At 53.7% G+C, this 23,729-nt stretch carries 20 protein-coding genes; 12 read left to right on the top strand and 8 right to left on the bottom strand.

The genetic code is table 11. The features are described 5' to 3' along the window. Position 1 precedes the first annotated feature (1 nt). Genes NQT62_RS06305 through queF form a run of 6 tightly spaced genes read right to left on the bottom strand, consistent with a single transcriptional unit; the run spans position 2 to position 5,635 of the window. Positions 2-1,894: an ABC-F family ATP-binding cassette domain-containing protein gene (locus tag NQT62_RS06305; protein WP_256763796.1), complete on the bottom strand. Its 1,893-nt coding sequence runs from the start codon at positions 1,892-1,894 to the stop codon at positions 2-4. Beyond that, positions 1,891-2,805: a 50S ribosomal protein L3 N(5)-glutamine methyltransferase gene (gene prmB, locus NQT62_RS06300; RefSeq protein ID WP_256763795.1), complete on the bottom strand. Its 915-nt coding sequence runs from the start codon at positions 2,803-2,805 to the stop codon at positions 1,891-1,893. Before prmB ends, NQT62_RS06305 begins: the two co-directional genes overlap by 4 nt. Continuing rightward, entirely contained in the window at positions 2,798-3,160 is a 363-nt protein-coding gene (locus NQT62_RS06295; protein ID WP_256763794.1) for an ArsC/Spx/MgsR family protein, read from the bottom strand. Before NQT62_RS06295 ends, prmB begins: the two co-directional genes overlap by 8 nt. Before the next feature lie 4 nt (positions 3,161-3,164). Next, entirely contained in the window at positions 3,165-3,995 is an 831-nt protein-coding gene (dapD, locus tag NQT62_RS06290; protein ID WP_256763792.1) for a 2,3,4,5-tetrahydropyridine-2,6-dicarboxylate N-succinyltransferase, read from the bottom strand. A gap of 26 nt (positions 3,996-4,021) precedes the next feature. Beyond that, positions 4,022-5,209 (bottom strand): succinyldiaminopimelate transaminase, encoded by a 1,188-nt coding sequence (gene dapC, locus NQT62_RS06285; protein ID WP_256763791.1) that lies wholly within the window; start codon positions 5,207-5,209, stop codon positions 4,022-4,024. 6 nt (positions 5,210-5,215) lie between these two features. After that, complete coding sequence (gene queF, locus NQT62_RS06280; RefSeq protein ID WP_256763790.1) at positions 5,216-5,635, bottom strand: preQ(1) synthase; 420 nt, start codon at positions 5,633-5,635, stop codon at positions 5,216-5,218. Between the two features lie 122 nt (positions 5,636-5,757). On the opposite strand from queF, the gene smc reads away from it, so the two are divergent. The 5 genes from smc to NQT62_RS06255 are packed head-to-tail and all read left to right on the top strand — an operon-like array spanning position 5,758 to position 14,076. After that, the gene (gene smc, locus NQT62_RS06275; protein ID WP_256763789.1) at positions 5,758-9,282 is read left to right on the top strand and encodes a chromosome segregation protein SMC; all 3,525 of its coding nucleotides are present in this window, start codon (positions 5,758-5,760) and stop codon (positions 9,280-9,282) included. Beyond that, positions 9,279-10,337, top strand: a complete 1,059-nt coding sequence (locus tag NQT62_RS06270) for a hypothetical protein (RefSeq protein WP_256763788.1) — start codon at positions 9,279-9,281, stop codon at positions 10,335-10,337. The genes smc and NQT62_RS06270 overlap by 4 nt, the downstream gene beginning before the upstream one ends. A 6-nt stretch (positions 10,338-10,343) precedes the next feature. Further along, positions 10,344-12,407 (top strand): NAD-dependent DNA ligase LigA, encoded by a 2,064-nt coding sequence (gene ligA / locus NQT62_RS06265; protein ID WP_256763787.1) that lies wholly within the window; start codon positions 10,344-10,346, stop codon positions 12,405-12,407. A gap of 42 nt (positions 12,408-12,449) precedes the next feature. Beyond that, positions 12,450-13,325, top strand: a complete 876-nt coding sequence (gene galU, locus NQT62_RS06260) for a UTP--glucose-1-phosphate uridylyltransferase GalU (protein WP_256763786.1) — start codon at positions 12,450-12,452, stop codon at positions 13,323-13,325. 4 nt (positions 13,326-13,329) lie between these two features. Continuing rightward, the gene (locus NQT62_RS06255; protein ID WP_256763785.1) at positions 13,330-14,076 is read left to right on the top strand and encodes an S-methyl-5'-thioinosine phosphorylase; all 747 of its coding nucleotides are present in this window, start codon (positions 13,330-13,332) and stop codon (positions 14,074-14,076) included. Here the strand turns inward: NQT62_RS06255 and NQT62_RS06250 are convergent, their stop codons facing one another. Then, positions 14,077-16,650 carry a [protein-PII] uridylyltransferase gene (locus NQT62_RS06250; protein WP_256763784.1) on the bottom strand — a complete coding sequence of 858 codons (2,574 nt, stop codon included), beginning with the start codon at positions 16,648-16,650 and terminating at the stop codon, positions 14,077-14,079. It lies immediately after the preceding gene. Between the two features lie 51 nt (positions 16,651-16,701). After that, complete coding sequence (gene map, locus NQT62_RS06245) at positions 16,702-17,511, bottom strand: type I methionyl aminopeptidase (protein WP_256763783.1); 810 nt, start codon at positions 17,509-17,511, stop codon at positions 16,702-16,704. A gap of 188 nt (positions 17,512-17,699) precedes the next feature. Here map and rpsB point away from each other — a divergent pair, with 188 nt between their 5' ends. The 7 genes from rpsB (at position 17,700) to dxr (ending at position 23,724) form a co-directional block, all read left to right on the top strand. After that, the gene (gene rpsB, locus NQT62_RS06240) at positions 17,700-18,455 is read left to right on the top strand and encodes a 30S ribosomal protein S2 (RefSeq protein WP_256763782.1); all 756 of its coding nucleotides are present in this window, start codon (positions 17,700-17,702) and stop codon (positions 18,453-18,455) included. 82 nt (positions 18,456-18,537) lie between these two features. Beyond that, positions 18,538-19,434: a translation elongation factor Ts gene (gene tsf / locus NQT62_RS06235; RefSeq protein WP_256763781.1), complete on the top strand. Its 897-nt coding sequence runs from the start codon at positions 18,538-18,540 to the stop codon at positions 19,432-19,434. A gap of 119 nt (positions 19,435-19,553) precedes the next feature. Then, positions 19,554-20,264, top strand: a complete 711-nt coding sequence (gene pyrH, locus NQT62_RS06230) for a UMP kinase (RefSeq protein ID WP_256763780.1) — start codon at positions 19,554-19,556, stop codon at positions 20,262-20,264. 23 nt (positions 20,265-20,287) lie between these two features. After that, complete coding sequence (gene frr / locus NQT62_RS06225) at positions 20,288-20,848, top strand: ribosome recycling factor (protein ID WP_256763779.1); 561 nt, start codon at positions 20,288-20,290, stop codon at positions 20,846-20,848. A gap of 5 nt (positions 20,849-20,853) precedes the next feature. Further along, on the top strand, positions 20,854-21,642 hold the full coding sequence (uppS, locus tag NQT62_RS06220) for a polyprenyl diphosphate synthase (protein WP_256763778.1): 789 nt from the start codon (positions 20,854-20,856) through the stop codon (positions 21,640-21,642). Between the two features lie 25 nt (positions 21,643-21,667). Further along, positions 21,668-22,519, top strand: a complete 852-nt coding sequence (locus NQT62_RS06215; RefSeq protein ID WP_256763776.1) for a phosphatidate cytidylyltransferase — start codon at positions 21,668-21,670, stop codon at positions 22,517-22,519. Then, positions 22,516-23,724 carry a 1-deoxy-D-xylulose-5-phosphate reductoisomerase gene (dxr, locus tag NQT62_RS06210; protein ID WP_256763775.1) on the top strand — a complete coding sequence of 403 codons (1,209 nt, stop codon included), beginning with the start codon at positions 22,516-22,518 and terminating at the stop codon, positions 23,722-23,724. The genes NQT62_RS06215 and dxr overlap by 4 nt, the downstream gene beginning before the upstream one ends. The last annotated feature ends 5 nt before the right edge of the window (positions 23,725-23,729 follow it).

Below are 23,729 nucleotides of genomic sequence, written 5' to 3'. Positions count from 1 at the left end.
GTTAAAGACCCAGTTCAGATTCCAGTGTCTCTGATTCCAACATCAATTCCAGCAGCTTGAATTCGTGATCTTCAACCTGCCGGTGGGCCGTCTCCCGTTCGTGGGCCAATCGAGCGGCCAGGCTTGCTGTATCCGGTTTGCTGTAATCCAGGTTGTGCAATGCGGTGTCGGCCAATTGCCGCTGGGCCGTGCATTCTTCCAATTGTTTTTCGATTTTTTTAATCTGATTGCGCAGGGTTTTGAGTCGTTGATGAGCGGCTTGTCGATCCGTTGGTTGGCCTTGGGTTGCTTTGGCTGGTTCCTTGGAGCGATCTGTCTGGCTGGATTCTTTTTTCAGCAGATTGGCGTAGTCCTCCAAGTCACCGTCAAACGGGCTTACTTGGCCCGCATGCACTCGCCAGTAGGTGTCGGTGATGGACTCCAGCAGATGCCGATCGTGGGATACCATCACCAGGGCCCCTTCGAATTCAATCAAACTGTTGACCAAGGCCTGTCGGGTGGACATGTCCAAGTGATTGGTGGGTTCATCCAGAAGCAGGAGGTTGGGCCGAAGGTAAGCCAGCAGTGCCAATGCAAGGCGTGACTTTTCGCCGCCAGAAAAATTCCCCACGGTTTGGCGGACTTTTTCGTCACGAAAGTCAAATCGAGCCAAAAAATCCCGAAGCTGCTGCTCGGTGGCTTGCCGATCCACGCGAGCAAGGTGTTGGAGTGGTGTGGCGGCCATGTCCAGTGATTCAATCTGGTCTTGCGCAAAATAGCCCACAACCAAACCTTTGCCCTCCACTCGGTCACCGGACAGCAACGGAAGATCGCCGACCAGGCTTTTGACCAAGGTGGTTTTACCATTGCCGTTAGACCCCAGCAAGCCAATTCGGTCACCTGGGCGAATTTCGAGATTCAAACCACTGATCACTGGTTTCTCGGCATTGTAGCCACATGCAGCCCGAGCCAGAACGACCAATGGGTCCGGGCTTTTGTGCGGTTCCAGAAAAGGGATTTCTGCATGTGCCTGCACTTGGTAGGTTTCAATCAATTTGATTTTTTCGATTCGCTTGACGCGACTTTGGGCTTGCTTGGCCTTGGTGGCTTTGGCCTTAAAGCGTTCCACAAAGCGTTGGAGCTTTTCAATTTCTGCACTGGCTTTCCGATTGGCCTGATCCACCTGTTCGGCCCTTTCGGCAAAGGTGCGTTCAAATGTGGAGTAATTGCCCGTGTACTTCACCAGTTGCTCGCCATGCAAATGCACGGTGTGAGTGCAAATCTCATCCAGAAATTCTCGGTCATGGGAGATGACCAGAACAGTACAATCCACCTGACGAATCCACTGGGCCAACCACAGGACCGCCTCAATGTCGAGGTGGTTGGTGGGTTCATCCAGCAAAATAAGCTCAGCGCGTGAGCCCAACACTTTGGCCAAATTCAGCCGCATTTTCCATCCACCGGAGAACTCGCCAACGTTGCGCTGAAGATCTTCCGGTTTAAATCCAAGGCCATGCAGAATCGTGGCGACGCGACTTTCGGCAGTGTAGCCATCCAGGTTGTCCAACTGCTCATACAGGTGAGCAATGTGCGCGGACTCACCGCTTGACTCTGCGTGCCGAATTTGCTGTCGAATAGTATGCAGGGCGCGATCGCCCTCCAATGCAAAATCAATCACTGGTGTGTCGTTGGCTGTGACCTCCTGATCAATCCACGCCACAGACCAAGCTTGCGGAATCTCAATATTGCCGGCGTCCACAGGTAACTCACCCAGTAGGCTGGCGAAAAAACTCGATTTTCCAGCACCGTTGTGTCCAATCAATCCAACCTTTTCCTTGGGGAATAGGGTGAGGTTTGCCTGCTTGAGAATTGACTTGCTGCCGCGGGCAATCGACAGCCCGGTGATCTGGATCATTCGAGGTCTTCTTTGTGGATGAGGAACACCTGCTCATCGCCGGCAGATGTCTCTAGCCAAATCACATTCAAATCCGGATATGCGTTCTCAAAATGAGGTCTTTCATTACCCAGCTCGACCACCAAAAGCCCGCCGTCGCTCAAATGCTTGGGTGCGTCCAGCAAAATGCGGTCAATTAACTGCATGCCGTTATCGCCCCCAGCCAATGCCATGCGCGGCTCGTGAAGGTATTCTGGCGGCAGGCTGCGCATGGATTGTTCGTTCACGTAGGGCGGGTTGGTGATGATAAGATCGAACTGTCGACCTGGCAGGCCTTCAAATAGATCCGTCTGGACCAACTCAAGCCGGTCCTGAAGCTGATGGTGTTTCACGTTGCTTTGCGCTACTTCCAGCGCATCGGCGGACAGGTCGGCGCCCACCACCGTGGCGTTGTTAAATGCATGCGCAGCCAGAATAGCCAGACAAGCTGACCCTGTGCACATGTCCAACACGTGCAAGGGGGCGTCGGGGTCATTGACCCACGGCGTTAGTTGGTCAGCCAGCAATTCAGCGATGAACGATCGCGGAATGATCACCCGCTTGTCGACATCAAAGCGATGGCCTTGCAACCAGCTTTCGCCGGTGATGTAACTGGCTGGTTTGCGGTGAACAATCCGCTCTGTGAGCATGTTCAGCAGCCGTGTTTTTTCATGCTCGGTCAAACGGGCATCCCAAAACACATCCAGAGGCTCCATCACCGGCAACGAGAGGGCGGTCTGTGTCAAGTACACGGCTTCATCGAACGCATTGGTACAGCCGTGGCCAAAAAAAACTTTGGCACGCCGCATCTCTGACACTCCAAAACGAATCCAGTCGCGAACTGTTTTCAGCTCGCGAATGTCCACTGCAATGTGGCCGGCTGTGTCATTCATGAAAAAATTCCGAAAAGTCGGTCAGGCCAATCGTCCATTGATCAGCAATCTTCACCACAGGCCGTTTAATCACCGACGGATTGTTCAGCGCCAGTGCGTGTGCGCCTGTCGAGCTCAATGCTTGAGCCTGTACATCCACCGATAGGCCGCGCCAGGTGGTACCTTTTTTGTTGATGACTTTGTCCACGCCCATGGAATTCAACCAGGTGGACAGCAAGCCTGGGTCCACACCTTCTGTCTTGAAGTTGTGAAAAACTGGCTGTACACCGGCATCTTTCAGGTTTTTCAACGCTTTTTTAACGCTGTCACAATTCGGAATACCGTAAACCTCTACTTGCTTGACCGTGTTTCCCATGAATTTATTCGGCACTACGCAGCAGTTCATTGATGCCAGTTTTTGCCCGTGTTTTGGCATCGACCTGTTTCACAATGACGGCGCAATACAAATTGTATTTGCCACAGGCGGAGGGCAATGAGCCACTGACCACCACTGAGCCTGCAGGCACACGGCCGTATGTGACTTCACCAGTTTCGCGGTTGTAAATTTTGGTGCTTTGGCCGATGTACACGCCCATGGAAATCACGGAGTTTTCTTCAATGATCACGCCCTCCACAACCTCCGAGCGGGCACCGATGAAGCAATTGTCTTCGATGATGGTGGGGTTTGCTTGCAGGGGTTCCAATACGCCACCAATGCCCACACCACCGGACAGGTGTACGTTTTTACCGATTTGCGCGCAGGAGCCGACCGTTGCCCAGGTGTCTACCATGGTGCCTTCGTCCACGTATGCACCAATGTTGACGTAAGAGGGCATGAGCACCACATTTTTTCCGATGAAGCTGCCACGGCGGGCAACAGCGGGGGGTACCACCCGGAAACCGCCTGCCTTGAAATCTTCTTCGGAATAATTGGCAAACTTGCTGGGCACTTTGTCGTAAAACTGAGTGAAGCCACCGGCAGGCATGGGTTTGTTGTCTTCCAGGCGGAACGACAGCAGCACCGCCTTCTTGATCCACTGGTGCGTCACCCAATCGCCATTTTCTTTGGACGCCACCCGGAGGCTGCCCTTGTTCAACTCTTCCAGTGTGGCTTGAACTGCTTCGCGCACATCAGCAGGCGCTTTCGATGGGGAAATATCGGCGCGGTTTTCCCAAGCTTGTTCAATGATGGACTGGTATGCATGGCTCATGGTGTGTTCCTTGGCTCAAAAATTGTTCAGAGAATGGCGTGAATACGATGTGCGGCCTCGTCGCACTCCGATTTGGAGGCGACCAAGGCAATTCGAATGTACCCGTCGCCCGGATTAATACCTTCGTGTGTTCTTCCCAAAAAACTGCCGGGTAGTACGGTGATGTGGGCTTGTTCAAACAGCATTTTGGCGAATTCAGTGTCGCTGCCCGGTACCTTCACCCAGAAGTAAAAACCAGCGGGTGGAATGTGCAAGGGCAACTTGTCGCCAATAATCGCTTTGAATGACTCAAATTTCTCGCGGTACAGGCGTCGGTTTTCGGCCACATGGGCTTCGTCAGACCAAGCCGCCACACTGGCAGCCTGTATGGTGGTAGACATCGCCGACCCATGGTAAGTGCGGTAGCGCAGAAAGTCTGCCATCAAATCGGCGTCTCCAGCCACATAGCCAGAACGTAAGCCCGGGGCGTTGGACCGTTTTGACAAGCTGGAAAACACAACCAGATTATTAAAGTCTGACCGACCCAGGCGTGCAGCAGCCTCCAGGCCACCGATGGGCGGATTGCCTTCATCCAAGTAAATTTCCGAATAGCACTCGTCGGAGGCGATCACAAAGTCATGTTCATCGGCCAAGTCGAACAGGCGTTGCCAGTCGTCCAGTGTGTACACTGCGCCAGTGGGGTTGTTGGGCGAGCACACATACATCAGCCGAGTGGCTGCCAGGGTTTCAGCGCTCAACGATGCAAAGTCGGGTAGCCCGGTGGCTTGGTCAATGTTGACAAACACGGGCTCGGCGCCGCCCAAAAAGGTTGCACCCTCGTAAATTTGGTAGAACGGATTGGGAAACACCACTTTGCTACCAGCGGGGCAGCCGTCTAGCACCACCTGCGCAAATGCAAACAGGGCTTCACGTGAGCCGAGGATGGGCAGTACCTGGGTGTCTGGGTTCACCTGGGCCTCAAACCGCTTCAAAATCCATTGCGCAATCGTGTTGCGGATGGCCGGTAAGCCTTGCGTACCCGGGTACACAGCCAGACCATCCAGATTGTTGATCACGGCTTGCTTGATCAGTTCAGGTGTTGGGTGTTTCGGTTCACCAATCGACAGGTTGACATGGCTCAGCCCGCCCGCGTGCTGTACACCCCCAAACAACGCCCGAAGGCGCTCAAAGGGGTAGGGCTGCAGTTTTTCCAGGTTTTTAACGGGCGTGAGCATGCAAACTTATCCGCGGGTGGGGTTCATGGTCGAAATCTGGTCCAACTCAACCTTGGGCAGGGGCGTCCAGCCAGCCTGGCGGTGCTCAGCCACCACCGTGGTGTATACACCGCCACGCACATACCATTTGGCTGTCAGCTTCATGTAGCGCGGCTCGGTTGCGGCCACTAAGTCGTCCAGAATGCGGTTGGTCACTGCCTCATGGAAGGCGCCCTCGTCGCGGTAAGACCACATATACATTTTCAGGCTTTTCAGCTCCACGTTTTTCAGGTGGGGCAGGTAATCGATGACCAGGGTTGCGAAGTCTGGCTGACCCGTTAGTGGGCACAAGCAGGTAAACTCCGGCACTTCAATGTGCACGTGATAAGGGCGGTCCGTGTTCGGGTTCGGGAAGGTCTGCAGTTCCCGGCTGGGCTTGTTGCTCATGATTCTCGCTCGAGTGAAACTTATGGGGCATCGGCTTTGCTATTATAAAGCGGGCAGAGTATGCCCGTTTTGCCGCAGTTCCGTTTTCACCGTTCTTCTATTGGCCTTCCCAACGCTTCATCGTGCGCTTAACTCATATTCGTTTAGCCGGTTTCAAGTCATTTGTCGAACCCACGTCCTTCGCTGTGCCCAGCAATTTGGTGGGGGTGGTGGGGCCAAACGGGTGTGGCAAGTCCAACATCATCGATGCTGTTCGTTGGGTGCTGGGTGAATCCAAAGCGTCCGAATTGCGCGGTGAATCCATGCAGGACGTCATCTTCAACGGATCTTCCAACCGCAAACCAGCCTCTCGGGCCAGTGTCGAGTTGGTGTTTGACAACGCCGAGGGTCGGGCAGGGGGAAGCTGGAACCAGTACGCCGAAATCTCAGTGAAACGGGTGTTGACCCGGGATGGTCAGTCCACGTATTACATCAATCAACAAGCGGTGCGACGCCGCGATGTTCAAGACATTTTCCTGGGCACAGGCTTGGGCCCCAGGGCATATGCGATCATTGGCCAAGGCATGATTGCCCGAATTATCGAAGCGCGCCCGGAAGAATTGCGCATTTTCTTGGAAGAGGCGGCGGGTGTATCCAAATACAAGGAGCGTCGTCGTGAGACCGGTAACCGCCTGCAGGACACCCACGACAACTTGACCCGAGTTGAAGACATTCGGCGTGAATTGGGTTCACAAATTGAGCGTTTGGAACAACAGGCGACGATTGCTCGGCAGTTCAAAGAGCTTGAAGAAGGCCGAAATGCCAAACAACGCTATTTGTGGACGATTCGCCTGAATGAGGCCCGTGAGCAGCAAAACACCGGCAAAGCCAAGCTTGAAAGGGCTCGGGCTGACCTTGAACAGATTCAAAGCCAATCCATTCACACGCAGACTGAATTGTTCGCCCTGCGTGAGAAACAAATTGATGCCCAGCAGACCCTTGAAAATGATCAAGGTCAGTGGATCGAGGCAAACCGCGAAGTCAGCCGATTGGAGGCTGACTTGCGCGTCATGGCCGAAAGTCGTACCCGCCTGGGTGCCAGGGTGGCTGAGCTGGAGGCTGAGTTGGCCAGTTGGGCGGCTCGCGAAAGCGAGGCCACACATCGCCTTGACGATATATTGGCCAGTGCTGAAGACCAGCAATCCATTCTGGAAGAGCTGACGATTGCCGTGGAAGAGGCCGAACTGGCGCTAGAGCCGCTGGAAGAAAGCCTCTCCATGGCGCGCCAATCAGTGGACCAGCAGCGTGCCAAAGTCATGGACGTTCAGCGTCAGTTAAGTCAGGTGTCTTCCCAGCAGGAGGCAGCCAGTCGAGCCGAGTCGGGTATTCAGGCGAAACTGGAGCGTTTGCACGGTGAAAAAGGTCAGATCGCTGCGCCGTCTGGTGCTGAACTGGCGGATATTCAGCGGAAAGTGGAAGATTTGACGGTGGAGCTTGAGGAATCCACGGCCCAGTTGCATGACCATGAGGCGCTGTTGGCCGATGCGCAGGATCATCTCGAACAGGTTCAAGCTGCATTCAACACCGAGCGTGACCGTCACGCCAATGCACAGGCTCAGTTGTCTGCGCTTGAAAAACTGAATGAACAGCTGGCCGAGAGTCAAACGCTGAAACCGTGGATCGAGCGCAGTGGCTTGGCTGATACCCCTCGGGTTTTGCGCAAGCTTCAGGTTGAGCGAGGCTGGGAACGGGCACTTGAATCTGCGCTGCGCGAATCGTTGGATAGTTTTCAGGTGCGGAGCGTGGACATGGTGGCCGGGTTTGCCAATCAGCCTCCACCTTCACGAGTGGCTTTCATGGAAACAGCGCCGGACAGCGCGCCTGCCAATCCGGTTGGGCCAGAAGACTTGGCCAGTTTGGTGCGATCTTCCGAGCCTGGGGTGGCGCAGGCAATTGCCCGGGCCTTGTCCGGTTGCCTGATGGCCGCTGATTTGTCTGCAGCCTTGGCCAAACGCAAAGGCCTGAAGCCTGGTCAAAAAGTGTTCACTCCGCAGGGCCATTGCGTGACCGAGTCTGGCGTGCAGTTTTATGCCGCGGAGGATGCTCAGGCAGGTCGATTGGAACGCATGCAGCAGATTGAAGCACTGCGAACAGAGGTTCGCGCTTTGGACATGTTGCGCAGTGAATCGCTTGGAAAGCGTGATCAACTTCAGTTGAAGCTCAATGAGCAGAAAGTTCTTGTTGCGCAGTCCCGTCAGCAAGTTGAATCCATAACGCGCCGCTTGCACGAGGCCCAGGTCCAGTTGATTCGACTCCAGGAGCTTCAAACCCGCGCCGATGGACGACGCGAGCAAATCAACCTGGACATCGCTGTGTTGCAATCAGAGCTGGAAGAGCAGAGGGCCATTCTTTTGGAATCCGAGGATCGCTATGCCGCACTGGATGAGCAGTTGGCTGCTGACAGCGATGTATTGGAGGCTTTGAAAGACAAGGTGCTGCAGATTGAGCAGCAGCTGCGGGACAGGCAACAGTCCGTCCAGGCGGCGCAGCGTAAAAAGCAAGATGCTGAATTCGATATTCGCAACCAAGACAGTCGGAAGCGGGAGTGTGAACGGGACATTGCTTTTGCGCAGGCCCAAATTCAGCAGATTTCCCAGCGAAAGTCCTCAGCGTTGGTTGAGCTGGATTCACTGTCAGAAGCTTCGGCACAGGAGTCCTTGCAGGGTGCACTGGAACTGCGGGTCATTGCTGAAGAGAAGGTGGTGATGTCGCGTGATGCGCTTGAGCAGATCATGAGCAAGGTGTCGGAGCTTGAACGGATTGAGAAGGAAAGTGATCGACAGGCGGAGCCTTTGCGCGCGCAGATTCAGGATTTGGCTCTGAAAATTCAGGCAGCTGAAATGACCATTGAGCAGTATCAGAACCTGCTCAATGAAGTTCAGGCCAACGTAGAGGCGATCAGTGCGGAAATACTGGCCATGGATGTTGCACCCAAGGCGTCGGTTCTTCAGGCTGAGGTGACCCGGCTGACCAATGCCATGCAAGACCTGGGGGCCGTGAACCTTGCTGCACTCGAAGAGTTGGCTGCTGCCACGGAGCGCAAGAGCTTTCTGGACCAGCAGGCTGCTGACCTCGTGGAGGCCATGACCACACTGGAAGATGCCATCCGGAAAATTGACAAAGAAACCCGCGACCTGTTGCAGGAAACATTCAACGTGGTGAATGGACATTTCAGCCGACTCTTTCCCAAGCTGTTTGGTGGGGGTGAAGCGCGGCTGGTGATGTCGGGCGAAGAAATTCTGGATGCTGGTGTTCAAGTGTTTGCACAGCCGCCAGGCAAGAAAAACGGCACTATTCACCTGCTATCCGGTGGCGAAAAGGCATTGACAGCAACGGCGCTTGTTTTTGCCATTTTCGAACTGAACCCAGCGCCATTCTGTTTGCTAGATGAGGTGGATGCTCCGCTGGATGACGCCAACACCGAGCGGTTTTCCCGCTTGGTCAAGCAAATGTCTGAACAGACTCAATTCCTGTTCATTTCTCACAACAAGATTGCCATGGAAATGGCCGAGCAATTGATCGGCGTTACGATGCAGGAAAAGGGTGTATCCCGCATTGTGGCTGTCGACCTAGCGGCTGCTGAAAAAATGGCCACGGAAACTGTATGAACGATTTACAACTGACGCTGCTCATCGTGGGTGGTGGCGGCATTGCTGCCATGATTGGATATAACTGGTGGCAAGACTTTCGACTTCGCAAGACCGCCAGTGAACGATTTGGTGAAAGCACCGAAGACCCATTGCTGTCGGTTCCCGCATCCACAGTTGGACGTGAACGTGCAGAGCCCGGTTTTCGCACCGATGAATCGCATGCGGATGCTTCGGGCGCGTATGTGGAGGCGGTGCCCGATCCAATTCTCGACAATCAACCGGCCGAGCCGCTGGATCCCCGTCTGTTTGTTGATTTCACTTTTCGGTTTGACGAGGCGCAGGATGCAAATGCTTGGAAAGCATTGATGGATGGTCTTGAGCAAATCAATCGGAAAAAAATTGTGTATGCCGCCGGTGTTCAGCCACCCGAGGGTGATGAGGTGCTTTGGTTTACTGCGTCAGCGTTCCAAGGGCATGCGCATCAACTGAAGGCCAGCATACAGATTGCCAATCGCAAGGGTCCGCTGAGTTCTATTGAGTTTTCCGAGGTGCTGACCCGTTTTCGGCGCTTTGCAGAGGATCACAACGCTGAAATTGAATTTCCCGAAATGCGGGAAGTGGTTCGACGGGCTGAAACCCTGGACCAGGCAGCTGCAGCGCTTGACACTTTGCTGGGTCTGCATTGCCTGATGCCTGAGCAAGTGGATGACGTGACCGTCGCAACCGCCCTGGTCAAGGCCGGTTGGGTACAAAAAGGTCACCAATGGTCTCTGAGTGATTCCACCGGAATTTTGGCAACCATGGTGGTACACCAGGCCCCTGGCAAACGGTTGTTGAGCTTTAACATTGATGTTCCCAATAGTTCGGATCCAGTTCGCTCGTTGGGTGATGTGGTCGCGGTTTGTCATGGGTTCAACGCGCAATATGGCGCACCCATGATGGACGATTCTGGGCGAACGCTCAGCACGCAAGCCATTGAAGGTATCTACAACCAATTGATTGAACGGGTTCGACATCTCACCGATAGTGGCTTTAAACCCGGTGATGTTTCATCAAGAATTCTGTTCTCTTGAACATGCATGGAAAATCTGAATTTGTTTGATTCAGTCGAGCCGGAACCAGGCTCATTGGATGATCCTGAAGCACGTATTCAGACATTGGTTGATCAGCTGAATGCATGGTCCTATCAATACTATGTGCTGGATGAGCCCATGGTGCCTGATTCCGAATATGACCGGTGCTACAGGGAACTGGAAGCGCTTGAAAGTCAATATCCGAATTTGGTTCGCAGGGATTCGCCGACGCAACGGGTTGGAGACAAACCCCTGGAAGGGTTCGAGCAAATTGTGCACCGTGCGGCCATGTTGTCGCTGTCCAATGCCTTCGACGAGGCGGAGGTCAGGGCATTCGATCGGCGTGTCCATGACCTTGCGGAGATCCCGGATCACCAGACGGTTGCGTATGCCATCGACCCAAAATTCGACGGCCTGGCGATCTCGATTCTCTATCGGGCAGGGCAGTTTGTTCAGGCTGTGACGCGTGGAGATGGAACCACCGGTGAGGATGTTACTGCCAATGTCCGGACCATCCGCAATGTGCCCATGCGCCTATCGGGATCAGAATTTCCAGATGAACTGGAAATCCGCGGCGAAATCCTGATCTACAAAGCGGATTTTCAAGCAATGAATCAGCGTCAGGCGGAGCATGGTCTGAAAGTGTTTGCAAATCCCCGGAATGCCGCAGCAGGCACCATTCGACAACTCGATCCCCGGGTGGCTGCCAGTCGCCCCCTTCGTTTTTTTTGTTACGGAGCAGTCCTTGATCGAGATCAGCAGGGGCGATTGCAGTCACATTCCAAGACTTTGGATTGGTTGCAAAACCTCGGATTACCCATCAGCCAACACCGTCAAACCGTTCAAGGTGTTGATGGTTTGCTGAGTTACTACAACACCATGGTTGGGCAACGTATCAGTCTACCGTTTGAAATTGATGGTGTGGTGTACAAGGTGGATGACTACCGGATTCAGGGTCAATTGGGCTTTGTTGCCAAAGCGCCACGTTTTGCCATTGCTCACAAATTCCCGCCAGATGAGGTGTTGAGTCGACTGCTGGACATTGAGATTCAAGTGGGTCGAACTGGAGCGCTGACGCCGGTGGCCAAGCTTGAGCCCGTTAAGGTGGGTGGCGTGGTGGTCTCATCGGCCACATTGCACAATGTGGACGAAATTCGCCGCAAGGACCTGCAAATTGGTGATCAGGTCCTGGTCCGTCGCGCGGGTGATGTGATCCCGGAGGTGCTGCCATTTCCGGGCAATCAACGTCTCCACCATCGGCCCTTTTCAATGCCGGCGCACTGCCCGGTGTGTGGTTCAACGGTGAGCCGGGAAGAGGATGAAGCAATTCATCGCTGCACGGGTGGCTTGGTGTGCAAGGCTCAACTGGTTGGTGCATTGATTCACTTTGCGCACCGCAAGGCCATGGACATCGAGGGTTTGGGCAACAAACTGGTTGAAACGGTGGTGGAAGTCGGTTTGGTTAAAACCCCCGCTGATTTGTATCGCCTGCGTTTGCCCGATTGGTCTGCGCTGGAGCGGATGGGTGAGAAGTCAGCCAATAATCTGTTGTCATCATTGAACAAGTCCAAGTCCACCACATTCGGGCGGTTTTTATTTTCCTTGGGTATTCGCCATGTGGGAGAAGCCACAGCACGGGATCTGGCCACTCACTTTGGCACGATCGACGCGTTGATGAATGCCAGCGTCGATGCATTGCTGGACGTTCAGGATGTAGGGCCCGTGGTTGCGCAATCCATTCATGAATTTTTCAGGGAAGCCAGCAACCGTGCGGTTGTGACTGAGCTACTGGGCTTGGGTATTCATTGGCCCGATCCTGCCAAGACCACTGTTTTGGATCAAACGCATCCCTTCTACGGAAAAACGTTTGTGTTGACCGGCACGCTGAAACAATACGGGCGTGATGACGCTGCAGCGCTCATATTGGCAAGGGGGGGTAAGGTGAGTGGCTCTGTATCCAAGAAAACCGACTTCGTGTTGGCTGGCGAATCGGCCGGCAGCAAATTAGAAAAAGCACAGGCCTTGGGTGTGGCTGTGTTGACTGAATCCGAATTTAATCAGTTGCTGTAAATTATTGAAATATTTTTACATCACAACGTTTGAGGTGTTGACATGGCAAGAGTTCGCAAGGCGGTATTTCCAGTGGCTGGGATGGGAACCCGTTTCCTGCCTGCAACCAAAGCAAGTCCCAAGGAAATGATGCCCGTGGTTGACAAGCCGCTGATTCAATACGCAGTTGAAGAAGCATTGGAAGCTGGCATTACGGAGTTGGTGTTTATCACAGGCCGTAGCAAGCGATCCATTGAGGACCACTTTGACAAGGCTTACGAGCTGGAGGCTGAGCTGGAGGCGCGGGGCAAGAAAGCGTTGTTAGAGGTTGTTAAAAACATTGTGCCCAGCCATGCCAATTGCATTTACATTCGCCAAATGGAACCACTCGGCTTGGGGCATGCAGTGTTGTGCGCCGAGCCTGTGGTCGGCGCTGATCCTTTTGCTGTGCTGCTTGCGGACGATTTGATGGATGTCGATCAGGGCACGCCGTCGGTCACCCACCAGATGGTCAAGATTTTCGAGCGGGAGCATGCCAGCGTATTGGCTGTTCAAGAGGTGCCCAAGGCTGAAACCAAATCCTACGGTATTGTGTCAAGCACGCCGTGGAATTCAAAATCTGAACGGGTCAATGCAATTGTTGAAAAGCCGGATCCCAAGGATGCACCGACCAACCTCGCCGTGGTTGGGCGTTATGTGCTGACATCCCAGATATTCGATCACATCCGCAAAACCGGAAAGGGGGCTGGTGGTGAAATTCAGCTGACCGACGGTATTGCATCATTGCTGCATGATCAACCTGTGCTGGCTTACCGTTTCGAAGGAACCCGGTTTGATTGTGGATCGAAAATTGGATACCTCAAGGCCACGGTAGAACTCGGTTTGAAACATCCTGAGGTGTCCACGGAATTCGCTGCCTATTTGAATAACCGGGGGTAACCAGATGTACGCAGTGATCGGTGGAAGTGGCCTGGGCCAGTTGCCAGACTTTGAAGTAACCCGACGTCAAGTCCTGAGAACGCCTTACGGCGAACCTTCTGGTGCATTGTTAATCGGTACGCTGGCAGGCCGCGAGGTGGTTTTTCTCGCCCGCCACGGTTACGGCCATACCTTGGCACCCCATGAAATCAACTACCGTGCCAATTTGTGGGCACTGGCTCAGCTTGAGATTGATGGAATTTTGGCTGTGGCATCTGTGGGGGGTATACAGCCCCAATTCGGCCCTGGAACGCTCATGGTGCCTGATCAAATCATCGACTACACCCATGGTCGTGCAGCCACTTTCTTCGAAGGCGATAACCAGGCGGTGCAGCACATTGACTTCACGTGGCCTTATGACTCTGGATTGCGAACGGCCTTGGTCGCCGCTGCCGATGCGGTCGGCGAGCCAGTGGTGCAAGGCGGTTGCTATGCCTGTACGCAAGGCCCTCGACTGGAAACCGCCGCTGAGATTCGCAGGCTGGCTCGGGACGGCGCAGACATCGTTGGAATGACCGGCATGCCCGAAGTGGCCTTGGCACGGGAGCTAGATATTCCGTACGCGCACTTGGCCTTGGTTGTCAACCATGCTGCTGGCGTGGGCGACAGTGCACGCGAAATTTCCCATGCGCAGATCTCCAAAACAGTTCAGGATGGCATGGTTCGCGTGATGGCCGTGTTGAAATCCTTGGTCCAGTTGCACGAAGATTAATCAAATGGACAGCAGTTCCAGCAAGTCGGATTCCAATTGAATTTGAAGCTTCTGAGAATTCAGCGACTGTCCGTTGATCAGGAACGTGTCTTCAGCGCGACCGCCGAGGGTCATGATTTTGGCGGTCTGCACATTGACCCGATACTTTGCCAGCAGTTTCGTGATGGAGTAGAGAAGCCCGGTACGGTCTGTCGCAGAAACGCTGAGCAAGTACTGGTTGCCTTTCTCGTCGGGCACCAGATCAACGGTTGGACGTATCGGAAAGTGTTTGGACTGGCGCGACATTCTGCCCAAGACCGGGTCGGCTAGGGGTTGGCGCTTTCCCAGCCGGTCTTGAAGATCAGCCTCAAGCAACGATAGAAACTCGCGATCAAAACCAGCGCCACTGTCTTGCTGAATCAGGAAAGAGTCCAGCGCATAACCGTGTGTGGTGGTGTGAATTTTCGCATCCAGGATACTGAGATTCTTTGAGTCAAAGTACCCGCAGATTCTGGCAAACAGATCTGGCTCATCCCGTGTGTACACCAGCACATCCAATCCTTCACCCAAGGGTGACCAACGGGCTTTCACGATCGGTTGCGCCGCGTCAACCCGCCAGTACAAATGTCGCGTATGCCAGGCAATGTCACTGGGACCTTGCCGAAGAAAATACGACACGTCCAACTGCTTCCATAGCTTGTCTTGAACATCATCCGATAACGCATACAGACGTAGAATTCGTTTGGCCTCCGCTTGCTGTTCAGCCAGCATTTGTCGGTGGGTTGGCGCTTCACCACCCAGCATTTTCAGGGTGTATCGGTACAGGTCCTCCAGCAACTTGCCTTTCCACGCATTCCACACTTTTGGACTGGTCCCGCGAATATCGGCCACAGTCAGCAAGTAAAGGGCTGTCAGACGCCTGGGGGTTTTCACAATCGCTGCGAACTCTTTCAACACCTCGATGTCCGACAAATCCTTTTTCTGGGCGGTATTTGACATGGTGAGGTGATGGCGAACCAGAAAGGTGACCAAATCGGTGTGTTCATCACCCAAATCATGCGATTGGCAAAAATCCGCTGCATCCACTTCACCGAGGGTGCTGTGATCACCACCGCGTCCTTTGGCAATGTCATGAAACAGCGCAGCGATGTATAAAATCCAGTGATCCTCAAAGTTGGCCATCAACTGGCTGCAGAACGGATATTCATGCGCATGCTCATCCATGGTGAACCGACGGAGGTTTCGAACCACCTGCATGATGTGCTGATCGACAGTGTAAACATGAAAAAGATCGTGCTGCATTTGCCCGACAATGCGTCGAAAGGCCGGTAAGTAGCGCCCCAACACACTGGTTTCGTTCATTCGGCGCAACTCGTGAACAATGCCCTGCGGTTGTTTGAAAAACTCGATGAACAGGGTTTTATTGACTGGGTTGGCCCTGAATTCGCTGTTGATGCGAACACGGTCATGCCAAAGCTGGCGTAGCAGCCTGGCGCTCATGCCCTTGAGCTCCGGATGCTGAGCCATCACGATGAAGGCTCTCAACATGGCTGATGGGCGTTCGGCAAATACCCGGTCATGGCGAATATCCAGCAGGCCGTCTGCTTCCTGAAAATCGTCGTCAATGGGCGTTTCCAACGAGTTGGCGCCAAAAATGGAAATTTCAATGTTTTGTAACAGGATGGTATTGAGCACCATGACCGCTTTGGCGGCCAGATAATAGCGCTGCATCAACTGTTCACTGGAGCGTTTGGCACCATTGGGTGCGTAACCCAACGACTCCGCCAACGGGGTTTGTACGTCGTAGACCAAACGGTCCTCGCGACGCCCAGTGGTGACGTGAAGCTGATATCGAATTTTCTTCAGAATGCGCTCGTTGTTTCTGAGCTTTGCCGCTTCGAACGGGGTAATCAAGCCATGCACGGCCATTTCCGCCCAGGAATTGCCCAGCTTGGCGGCCTTGGCCACCCAAAGCAACACGTGCAAGTCGCGCAGTCCCCCTGGGCTTTCCTTGCAGTTGGGTTCTAGGCTGTATGGCGTTTCATGGTATTTGGCGTGACGCTGGCGTTGCTCCAGCGTCTTCTTTCGAAAAAAGGTTTTGACATCCAGCGATTTCTCAAGACCTTCTTGCAAAAGCTTGAAATGCAGTGCATTTCCGCAAATCAGGCGTGATTCGACCAGCGCCGTCTGTACGGTGATGTCTTTGTTGGCCTCTTCGATGCACTGCTCATAAGTTCGCACGCTGTGACCGATTTCCAGTCCAATGTCCCAGCCAGACCCGCAAAACTGCTCCAGTTTTTCAACATCAGCACCCTCGGGCTCTCGGTCGAGCAAAACAAGAACATCCACATCCGAGTAGGGGAACAGCTCGCCGCGTCCGTAACCCCCCACAGCGACCAGGGCATATTCATCCGGGAAGTCCATTGATTTCCACAAAGAACTCAGTGCTTTATCAACAGCTTTGGATCGATTTCTTAATGCATTTTCTACATCAGAATCCTTGCTGTCAGCGTTGAACGGTGTCAGCCATAACGGTGAATTTGCTTTGAGTTCTTGCTTGATCTGAAGTCGGACATCGTTTGGCTGGGCACTCACGCGTTATTCCTGAAAAAGATGAATATGGTTCTCTATCGACTTGATTTAAAACTAAACTGCCATGGCTGCCCGTTCAGGCTTTGCAGGCGTGCCCGCCGAAACCGTTAACACCTCATAGCCGTCATCGGTCACCAGCACGGTATGTTCCCACTGCGCGGACAGGCTATGGTCCTTGGTGACAATCGTCCATCCATCCGGCATTTCCTTGATTTCCCGTCGACCGGCGTTTAGCATCGGCTCGATTGTAAAAATCATGCCTTTTTCCAGGCGAACACCGGTGCCGGGTCTTCCATAGTGCAACACCTGGGGTTCTTCATGAAATTTCTGGCCAATGCCGTGTCCGCAAAATTCTCGAACCACAGAGTATCCAAAGCCTTCAGCGAAACGTTGAATGGCTGCGCCGACATCTCCCAGTGTTGCACCGGGTCGCACTTGTTCAATCCCGATCCACATGGCTTCATACGTGATCTGGCATAGCCGGCGGGCGGCCAGAGAGCCTTCGCCGACCACAAACATCCGGCTTGTGTCGCCGTGGTAACCATCCTTAATCACCGTGATGTCGATGTTAATAATGTCCCCGTTTTTCAGTTTTTTCGGTCCCGGCACACCATGGCAAATCTGGTGATTCACCGATGTACAGATCGACTTGGGGTAGGGGGTGTAACCGGGCGGGCAGTAGTTCAGGGGTGCAGGAATAGTGCCTTGAACATTCACCATGTAATCGTGGCAGAGGCGATCGAGTTCTTCTGTGGTAATGCCGGCGTGAACATGTGGCGTAATGAAATCCAGAACTTCCGAGGCCAATCGGCCTGCCACGCGCATTTTGGCAATGTCTTCTTCGGTCTTGATAACAATATTCATGCTAATTGTGCAATTCCTGCTTGAGCTTATTCAATCTTCCTGAGTATAATCTCGGGCTGTCCTGCGGAGAAGCTCTTTTTCTCCCTTGGGCAAATCTGATGGCCTGCGCGACAGGGTGCCTTCGACCGAATACGGTGTCTGTAGGCCCAGCGCAGGATCACTTCAACCCTGTCTATACTGGAGAAATCATGGCAGTGTCTATGCGCGAAATGCTGGAAGCTGGTTGCCACTTTGGTCACCAAACCCGCTTCTGGAACCCAAAAATGGCCCCTTTCATCTACGGCCATCGCAACAAAATCCACATTATCAATCTGGAAAAAACAGTCACCATGCTGGATGACGCGCTGAAGTTTGTGAAGCGCCTGTCAGCCAACCGCGGCAACATCCTGTTTGTGTGTACCAAGCGCCAGGCCAAAGAAATCATCGCTGAAGAAGCGCAGCGTTGTGGAATGCCTTATGTCGACCAGCGTTGGCTGGGCGGCATGCTGACCAACTTCAAAACGGTGAAAACTTCCATCAAGCGCTTGAAAGACATGGAAGCTGTGATCGCCGACGGCGGTTTGGAGCGCATGTCCAAGAAAGAAGCCTTGTTGTTTGAGCGCGAACTCGAAAAGCTGAACCAGTCAATTGGCGGCATCAAAGACATGCCCACATTGCCAGACGCCATCTTTGTGTGTGACGTGGGTTATCACAAAATCGCCATCACTGAAGCTGAAAAACTGGGTATCCCGGTTGTTGGCATCGTGGATACCAACCATTCCCCAGCTGGTGTGAGCTATGTCGTGCCCGGCAACGATGACAGCGCACGCGCCATTCGTCTGTATGCCCGTTCCGTGGCTGATGCAGTGTTGGCTGGCCGCGATCAGGCTGTCAATGACGTGGTTGAGTCCATCAAGGCGGGTGACGAATTTGTTGAAGTGCCTGCCGAGGGCGCTGAGGGTTAATTCGCTCAATCAAAAAGCCAAGGGGCGATGCGTTTCGCCCCTTTTTTTTGTCTAGTTCTAGAACCGAATTCAGGAGAGAACAATGGCTGAAATTACAGCAGCAATGGTCAAAGTACTGCGCGAGAAAACCGACGCGCCAATGATGGAATGCAAGAAGGCCCTGACCGAGGCCGATGGCGATATGGAAAAAGCAGAGGAACTGCTGCGCGTCAAATTGGGCACCAAAGCGAGCAAAGCGGCCGCCCGGGTGACCGCTGAGGGTCTGGTTGGGATCTATATTGAAGCCTCTGGCAAATTGGGCTCGATTGTTGAAGTCAACTGTGAAACCGACTTTGTGGCCAAAAACGAGGATTTCTTGTCCTTGGTTGCCAATGTGGCCAAACTGGTGGCGGACAAGAACCCTGCCGACGTGGACGCGCTGAGCGCGTTGCCATTGGGCGAGGGCACTGTTGACAGCGTTCGCGCCGCATTGGTGGGCAAGATTGGTGAAAACATGTCCATTCGCCGGTTCAAGCGCGTTGAAGCCCAAGGGCGACTGGCATCGTATATCCACGGTGGCAAAATTGGGGTACTGGTCGATTTCACTGGTGCAGACGAGCAGGTCGGTAAAGACGTGGCCATGCACATTGCAGCGACCAAACCCAAGGCATTGAATGAAAATGGCGTGTCAGCTGAAGACATCGCCAAAGAACGTTCGGTGGCCGAGGCCAAGGCCGCCGAATCAGGCAAACCTGCTGACATCATTCAAAAAATGGTGGATGGCTCCATCAAGAAATTCCTGAAGGAAGTGGCCCTGTTGTCTCAACCTTTCGTGAAGGATCCAGACCACACGGTTGAAGCCATGCTGAAAGCCAAGGGTAGCGCGATCAACAGCTTCCAGTTGTTCATCGTTGGTGAGGGCATTGAGAAAAAGGTCAACGATTTTGCTGCTGAGGTGGCCGCACAAGCCGCTGCCGCTGCTGCCGCATCTGGCAACTAAATCGGTATTGCGCCTAAAGGGGTTTCTCGGAAAGCGGGAAGCCCCTTTTTATTTGCATTAAACGTAGTCATCCCCTTTTACGTTATAGAATCCTGACAATGATCCGAAAAGGTGCATGAATGGCGGCATACAAGCGTGTTTTATTGAAATTGTCGGGCGAAGCCCTGATGGGCGAGGATGCCTACGGCATCAATCGTGAAACGATTGAACGCATGGTGGCTGAGGTCGCCGAGGTGTCCCGCATGGGTGTTGAGTTGGCCGTGGTCATTGGTGGCGGCAATATTTTTCGGGGCATTGCACCGGGCGCTGCTGGCATGGACCGCGCAACCGCTGACTACATGGGCATGATGGCCACCGTGATGAATGCCTTGGCCTTGCAAGATGCCTTTCGCCGGGCTGGGGTGGTAGCGCGGGTTCAGTCGGCTCTGAATATTGAGCAGGTTGTGGAGCCTTACATTCGACCCAAAGCCATCCGCTATTTGGAAGAAGGCAAAGTGGTGATATTCGCAGCTGGCACCGGCAACCCTTTTTTTACCACCGACACAGCTGCTGCATTGCGCGGCTCTGAAATTGGTGCGCAGGTGGTCCTCAAGGCCACCAAGGTCGACGGTATTTATTCCGCCGACCCGAAGAAAGACCCCAATGCAACCCGTTACGATCAAATCAGCTTCAATGAAGCGATTTCCAAAAACCTGGAGGTCATGGACGCGACTGCTTTCGCATTGTGCCGTGACCAGAAACTTCCGATTCGAGTGTTTTCGATCAATAAGCCTGGCGCGCTCTACAGGGCGGTCATGGGTGAAAACGAAGGCACCCTGGTCCACATGTGATTTATTGGTGAGTTGAGCACAACATGAGCATTGCAAACATCCGCAAGTCCACCGAAGACAAAATGAAGCGTTCCATTGAGTCGCTCAAGACGGATCTTCAGAAAGTGCGCACAGGCCGCGCGCACACGGGTATTCTTGATCACATTCAGGTTGAATACTACGGCCAGCCGGTGCCGATTTCCCAGGTGGCTAACCTGCAGCTTGCCGATGCGCGGACGATCACAGTTCAGCCATGGGAAAAGAACATGATGGCAGCGGTTGAAAAGGCCATTCGTGAGTCGGACCTAGGACTGAATCCAGCCTCGATGGGCGAAACAATTCGGGTACCAATGCCTGCCCTGACAGAGGAACGCCGTCGTGAATTGACCAAGTTCATCAAGGCAGAAGGCGAGCAAACCAAAGTGGCTATTCGGAATTTGCGCCGTGATGCCAACGAGGCCTTCAAAAAATTGGTGAAAGACAAAGAAATTTCCGAAGACGACGAGCGTCGTGCCCAGGATGATGTTCAAAAACTGACTGACAAGGCGGTCGCCGAAGTGGATCAAATTCTTCAAACGAAAGAAGCTGAAATCATGACGGTTTAAACGCCATGGCCCTGTTCAGCAGCTCTACCCTGGAGATTCCCGAGACGTCCAATATACCCAGGCATGTTGCCATCGTGATGGATGGCAACGGCCGATGGGCGAAAAGCCGTCTGCTTCCCAGGGTGGCGGGACACAAGCGGGGCGTGGATGCCCTGCGCCGTACCGTGCAGGCTTGCGTGGAATTGGGTGTTGAACACTTGACCGTGTTTGCGTTCTCGTCGGAGAACTGGCGACGGCCCCCCGACGAAGTGTCACTGTTGATGCGCCTCTTTATTCGAGTATTGCGCAAAGATCTCCATGACATGCACAAAGAGGGGATTCGACTAAAAATCATCGGTGACCTGTCGGGTTTTGATGCCGAGTTGCAAAATGCCATTCAGTACGCGCAAGCGCTTACTGAAAACAACACCCGTTTTTGCTTGAATGTGGCGGCCAATTATGGCGGACGTTGGGACATTCTGCAGGCAACCCGGGCCATGCTTCAGGCCAATCCACAACTGGCCGCCAATCCCCAAGACATTGTAGAAACCGATCTCACCCCGCATCTGTGTCTGAGCTGCAGTCCAGAGCCAGACCTTTTCATTCGAACTGGTGGTGAGCAACGCATCTCGAATTTTTTGCTTTGGCAATTGGCCTACACCGAGTTTTATTTCACTGACAAGTATTGGCCTGATTTCGGAAAAGAACTGTTGACCGAGGCAATCTTGTCGTACAACAACCGAGAGCGACGGTTTGGCCGCACGTCAGAGCAGCTGGGAACACCTGCAGTACCAGCGCGTTCAGCAACCCAATAACAGTCGCCATGATCGAGACAAACCCATGTTGAAAACCCGAGTCATCACGGCTGTGGTTTTACTAATACTGCTGATTGGCATTTTGATGTACGGCGGTGCCTTTGGTTGGAATGCATTCATCACAGTCGTATTGCTGACAGCATTGTGGGAATGGGGGCGCCTGGGCCACCTGACCAGCACGAATGCCTGGGTTTATTCTGCAGTGGCCTCTGCCGTTTGCATCATGGCATATCAGGCCCTGAACCTTCAGGTTCAGTCCTTCCCGATCATGGCAGCGGCCAGTGTGTTTTGGGTGTTGATAGCCCCATGGTGTTTACGGCAGGTGTCTTTGGGGCCGGTGGGTCACCGATGGGTATTCCTGCCTTTGGGGGCGGTGCTGATTGGCGCGGCCTGCGTCGCGTTGATTTTGTCAAAAACCCAGGGTGTCATTTTTCTGTTAAGTGTGATTGCAATCTGTTTTGCCGCCGACATCTTTGCCTATTTTTTTGGTAAGGCATTCGGAAAACGCAAGTTGGCCCCCAGGGTTTCACCAGGTAAGAGCTGGGAAGGGGCGGTGGGCGGTGCGTGCAGCGTGTTGGTCCTTGGTTGGCTGGTTGTCGGATTTTCCGACATTTGGCCTGTCCTGAATGAAACCTGGCAAGTCAAGGCCTTGGATCGCTGGCATCCGGTGCTGTTTTCACTTTGGCTACTGGTGCTCAGTGCATTCAGTGTGGTTGGGGATTTATTTGAATCCATGCTGAAACGCGCAGCCGGCATGAAAGACAGCAGCCAATTGTTGCCTGGACATGGCGGGGTTCTGGACAGAATTGATGCCCAACTGCCAGTCATGCCACTGGCGTTGCTGTTGGTTGCTCAAGGTTTGGGCTCCGCCGCATGAGTTCGCCTCGCTCCATTTTGCTGTTGGGGTCCACGGGCACCATCGGCGTGAATACGTTGGACGTGATACGACGACACCCGGACCGCTTCACCGTGTACGGCTTGGTCGCGGGTCGAAATGTGCAGCGCCTGTTTCAACAAGCGATGGATCACAGGCCCCACGTGTTGGTTATTTGCGATGCCGATGCGCTGGCCCACTGGCATCAGTCGGGGCTTGATGAGGAATTGTCGGCCAAGCTGGGGTATTCGCCTCAGGTGGGTGGTTTAAACACCTTGGATGCGCTGTGTGCTTCCAGTGAAGTGGATACGGTGGTTGCTGCGATTGTGGGCGCTGCCGGTTTGAAGCCCACTCTGTCGGCCTTGAAGGCAGGCAAGCGGGTGCTGCTCGCCAACAAGGAATCGCTGGTATTGGCCGGACGCTTCATGATTGAGGCTGCGCAACAGTCGGGTGCCGTTTTGTTGCCTGTTGATTCCGAGCACAACGCCATTTTTCAATGTCTGCCGGCTGACTTTGATGTTCGACACGCCACTAGCTATGGCATTGAACGATTGGTATTAACAGCCAGTGGGGGTCCTTTTCGGTCCAAAAGCCTCGATGAGATTCAGCATGTAACCCCGGCACAGGCTGTGGCGCATCCCAACTGGGTGATGGGCCCCAAGATATCGGTGGACAGTGCCACCATGGCCAACAAGGGGCTTGAGCTGATCGAGGCCCTGTGGATGTTTGGCTTGCCGCCTGCGCAACTGTCTGTGCTGATTCACCCGCAGTCTATTGTGCATTCCCTGGTGGAATATAAGGATGGCAGTATGCTTGCCCAGTTGGGTTGTCCAGACATGCGAACGCCCATTGCCCATGTGTTGGGGCTGCCGGATCGAATTTCGTCCGGTTCGGCTCGCCTGAACCTGGCTAACATTGCCAGGCTGGAATTTGAAGAGCCAGACCTCCAACGGTTTCCAATGCTGGGGCTGGCTTTTGATGCTTTAAACAAAGCCGATTCGGCCGCCCCCGTGTTCAATGCGGCCAACGAGGTGTCTGTCGAGTGTTTTCTGAAGGGAATCATCCAATATCCCGACATTGTTCGGATTACGGCGCAGTGTCTTGAACGTTTTGGCTCTGTGAACATCCAAAGTCTGGATGATGCGTTGGATCTGGATGCTCAGGTTCGCGTACATGCCCGTTCTTTGATTCACCCGTCCACGGTCTGATCCCG

This window comes from Limnobacter humi (assembly GCF_024518835.1).
Classification (GTDB): Bacteria; Pseudomonadota; Gammaproteobacteria; order Burkholderiales; family Burkholderiaceae_B; genus Limnobacter; species Limnobacter humi.
Note: the sequence above shows the minus strand (reverse complement) of the source record. Positions and strands in the feature narration are given on the sequence as shown.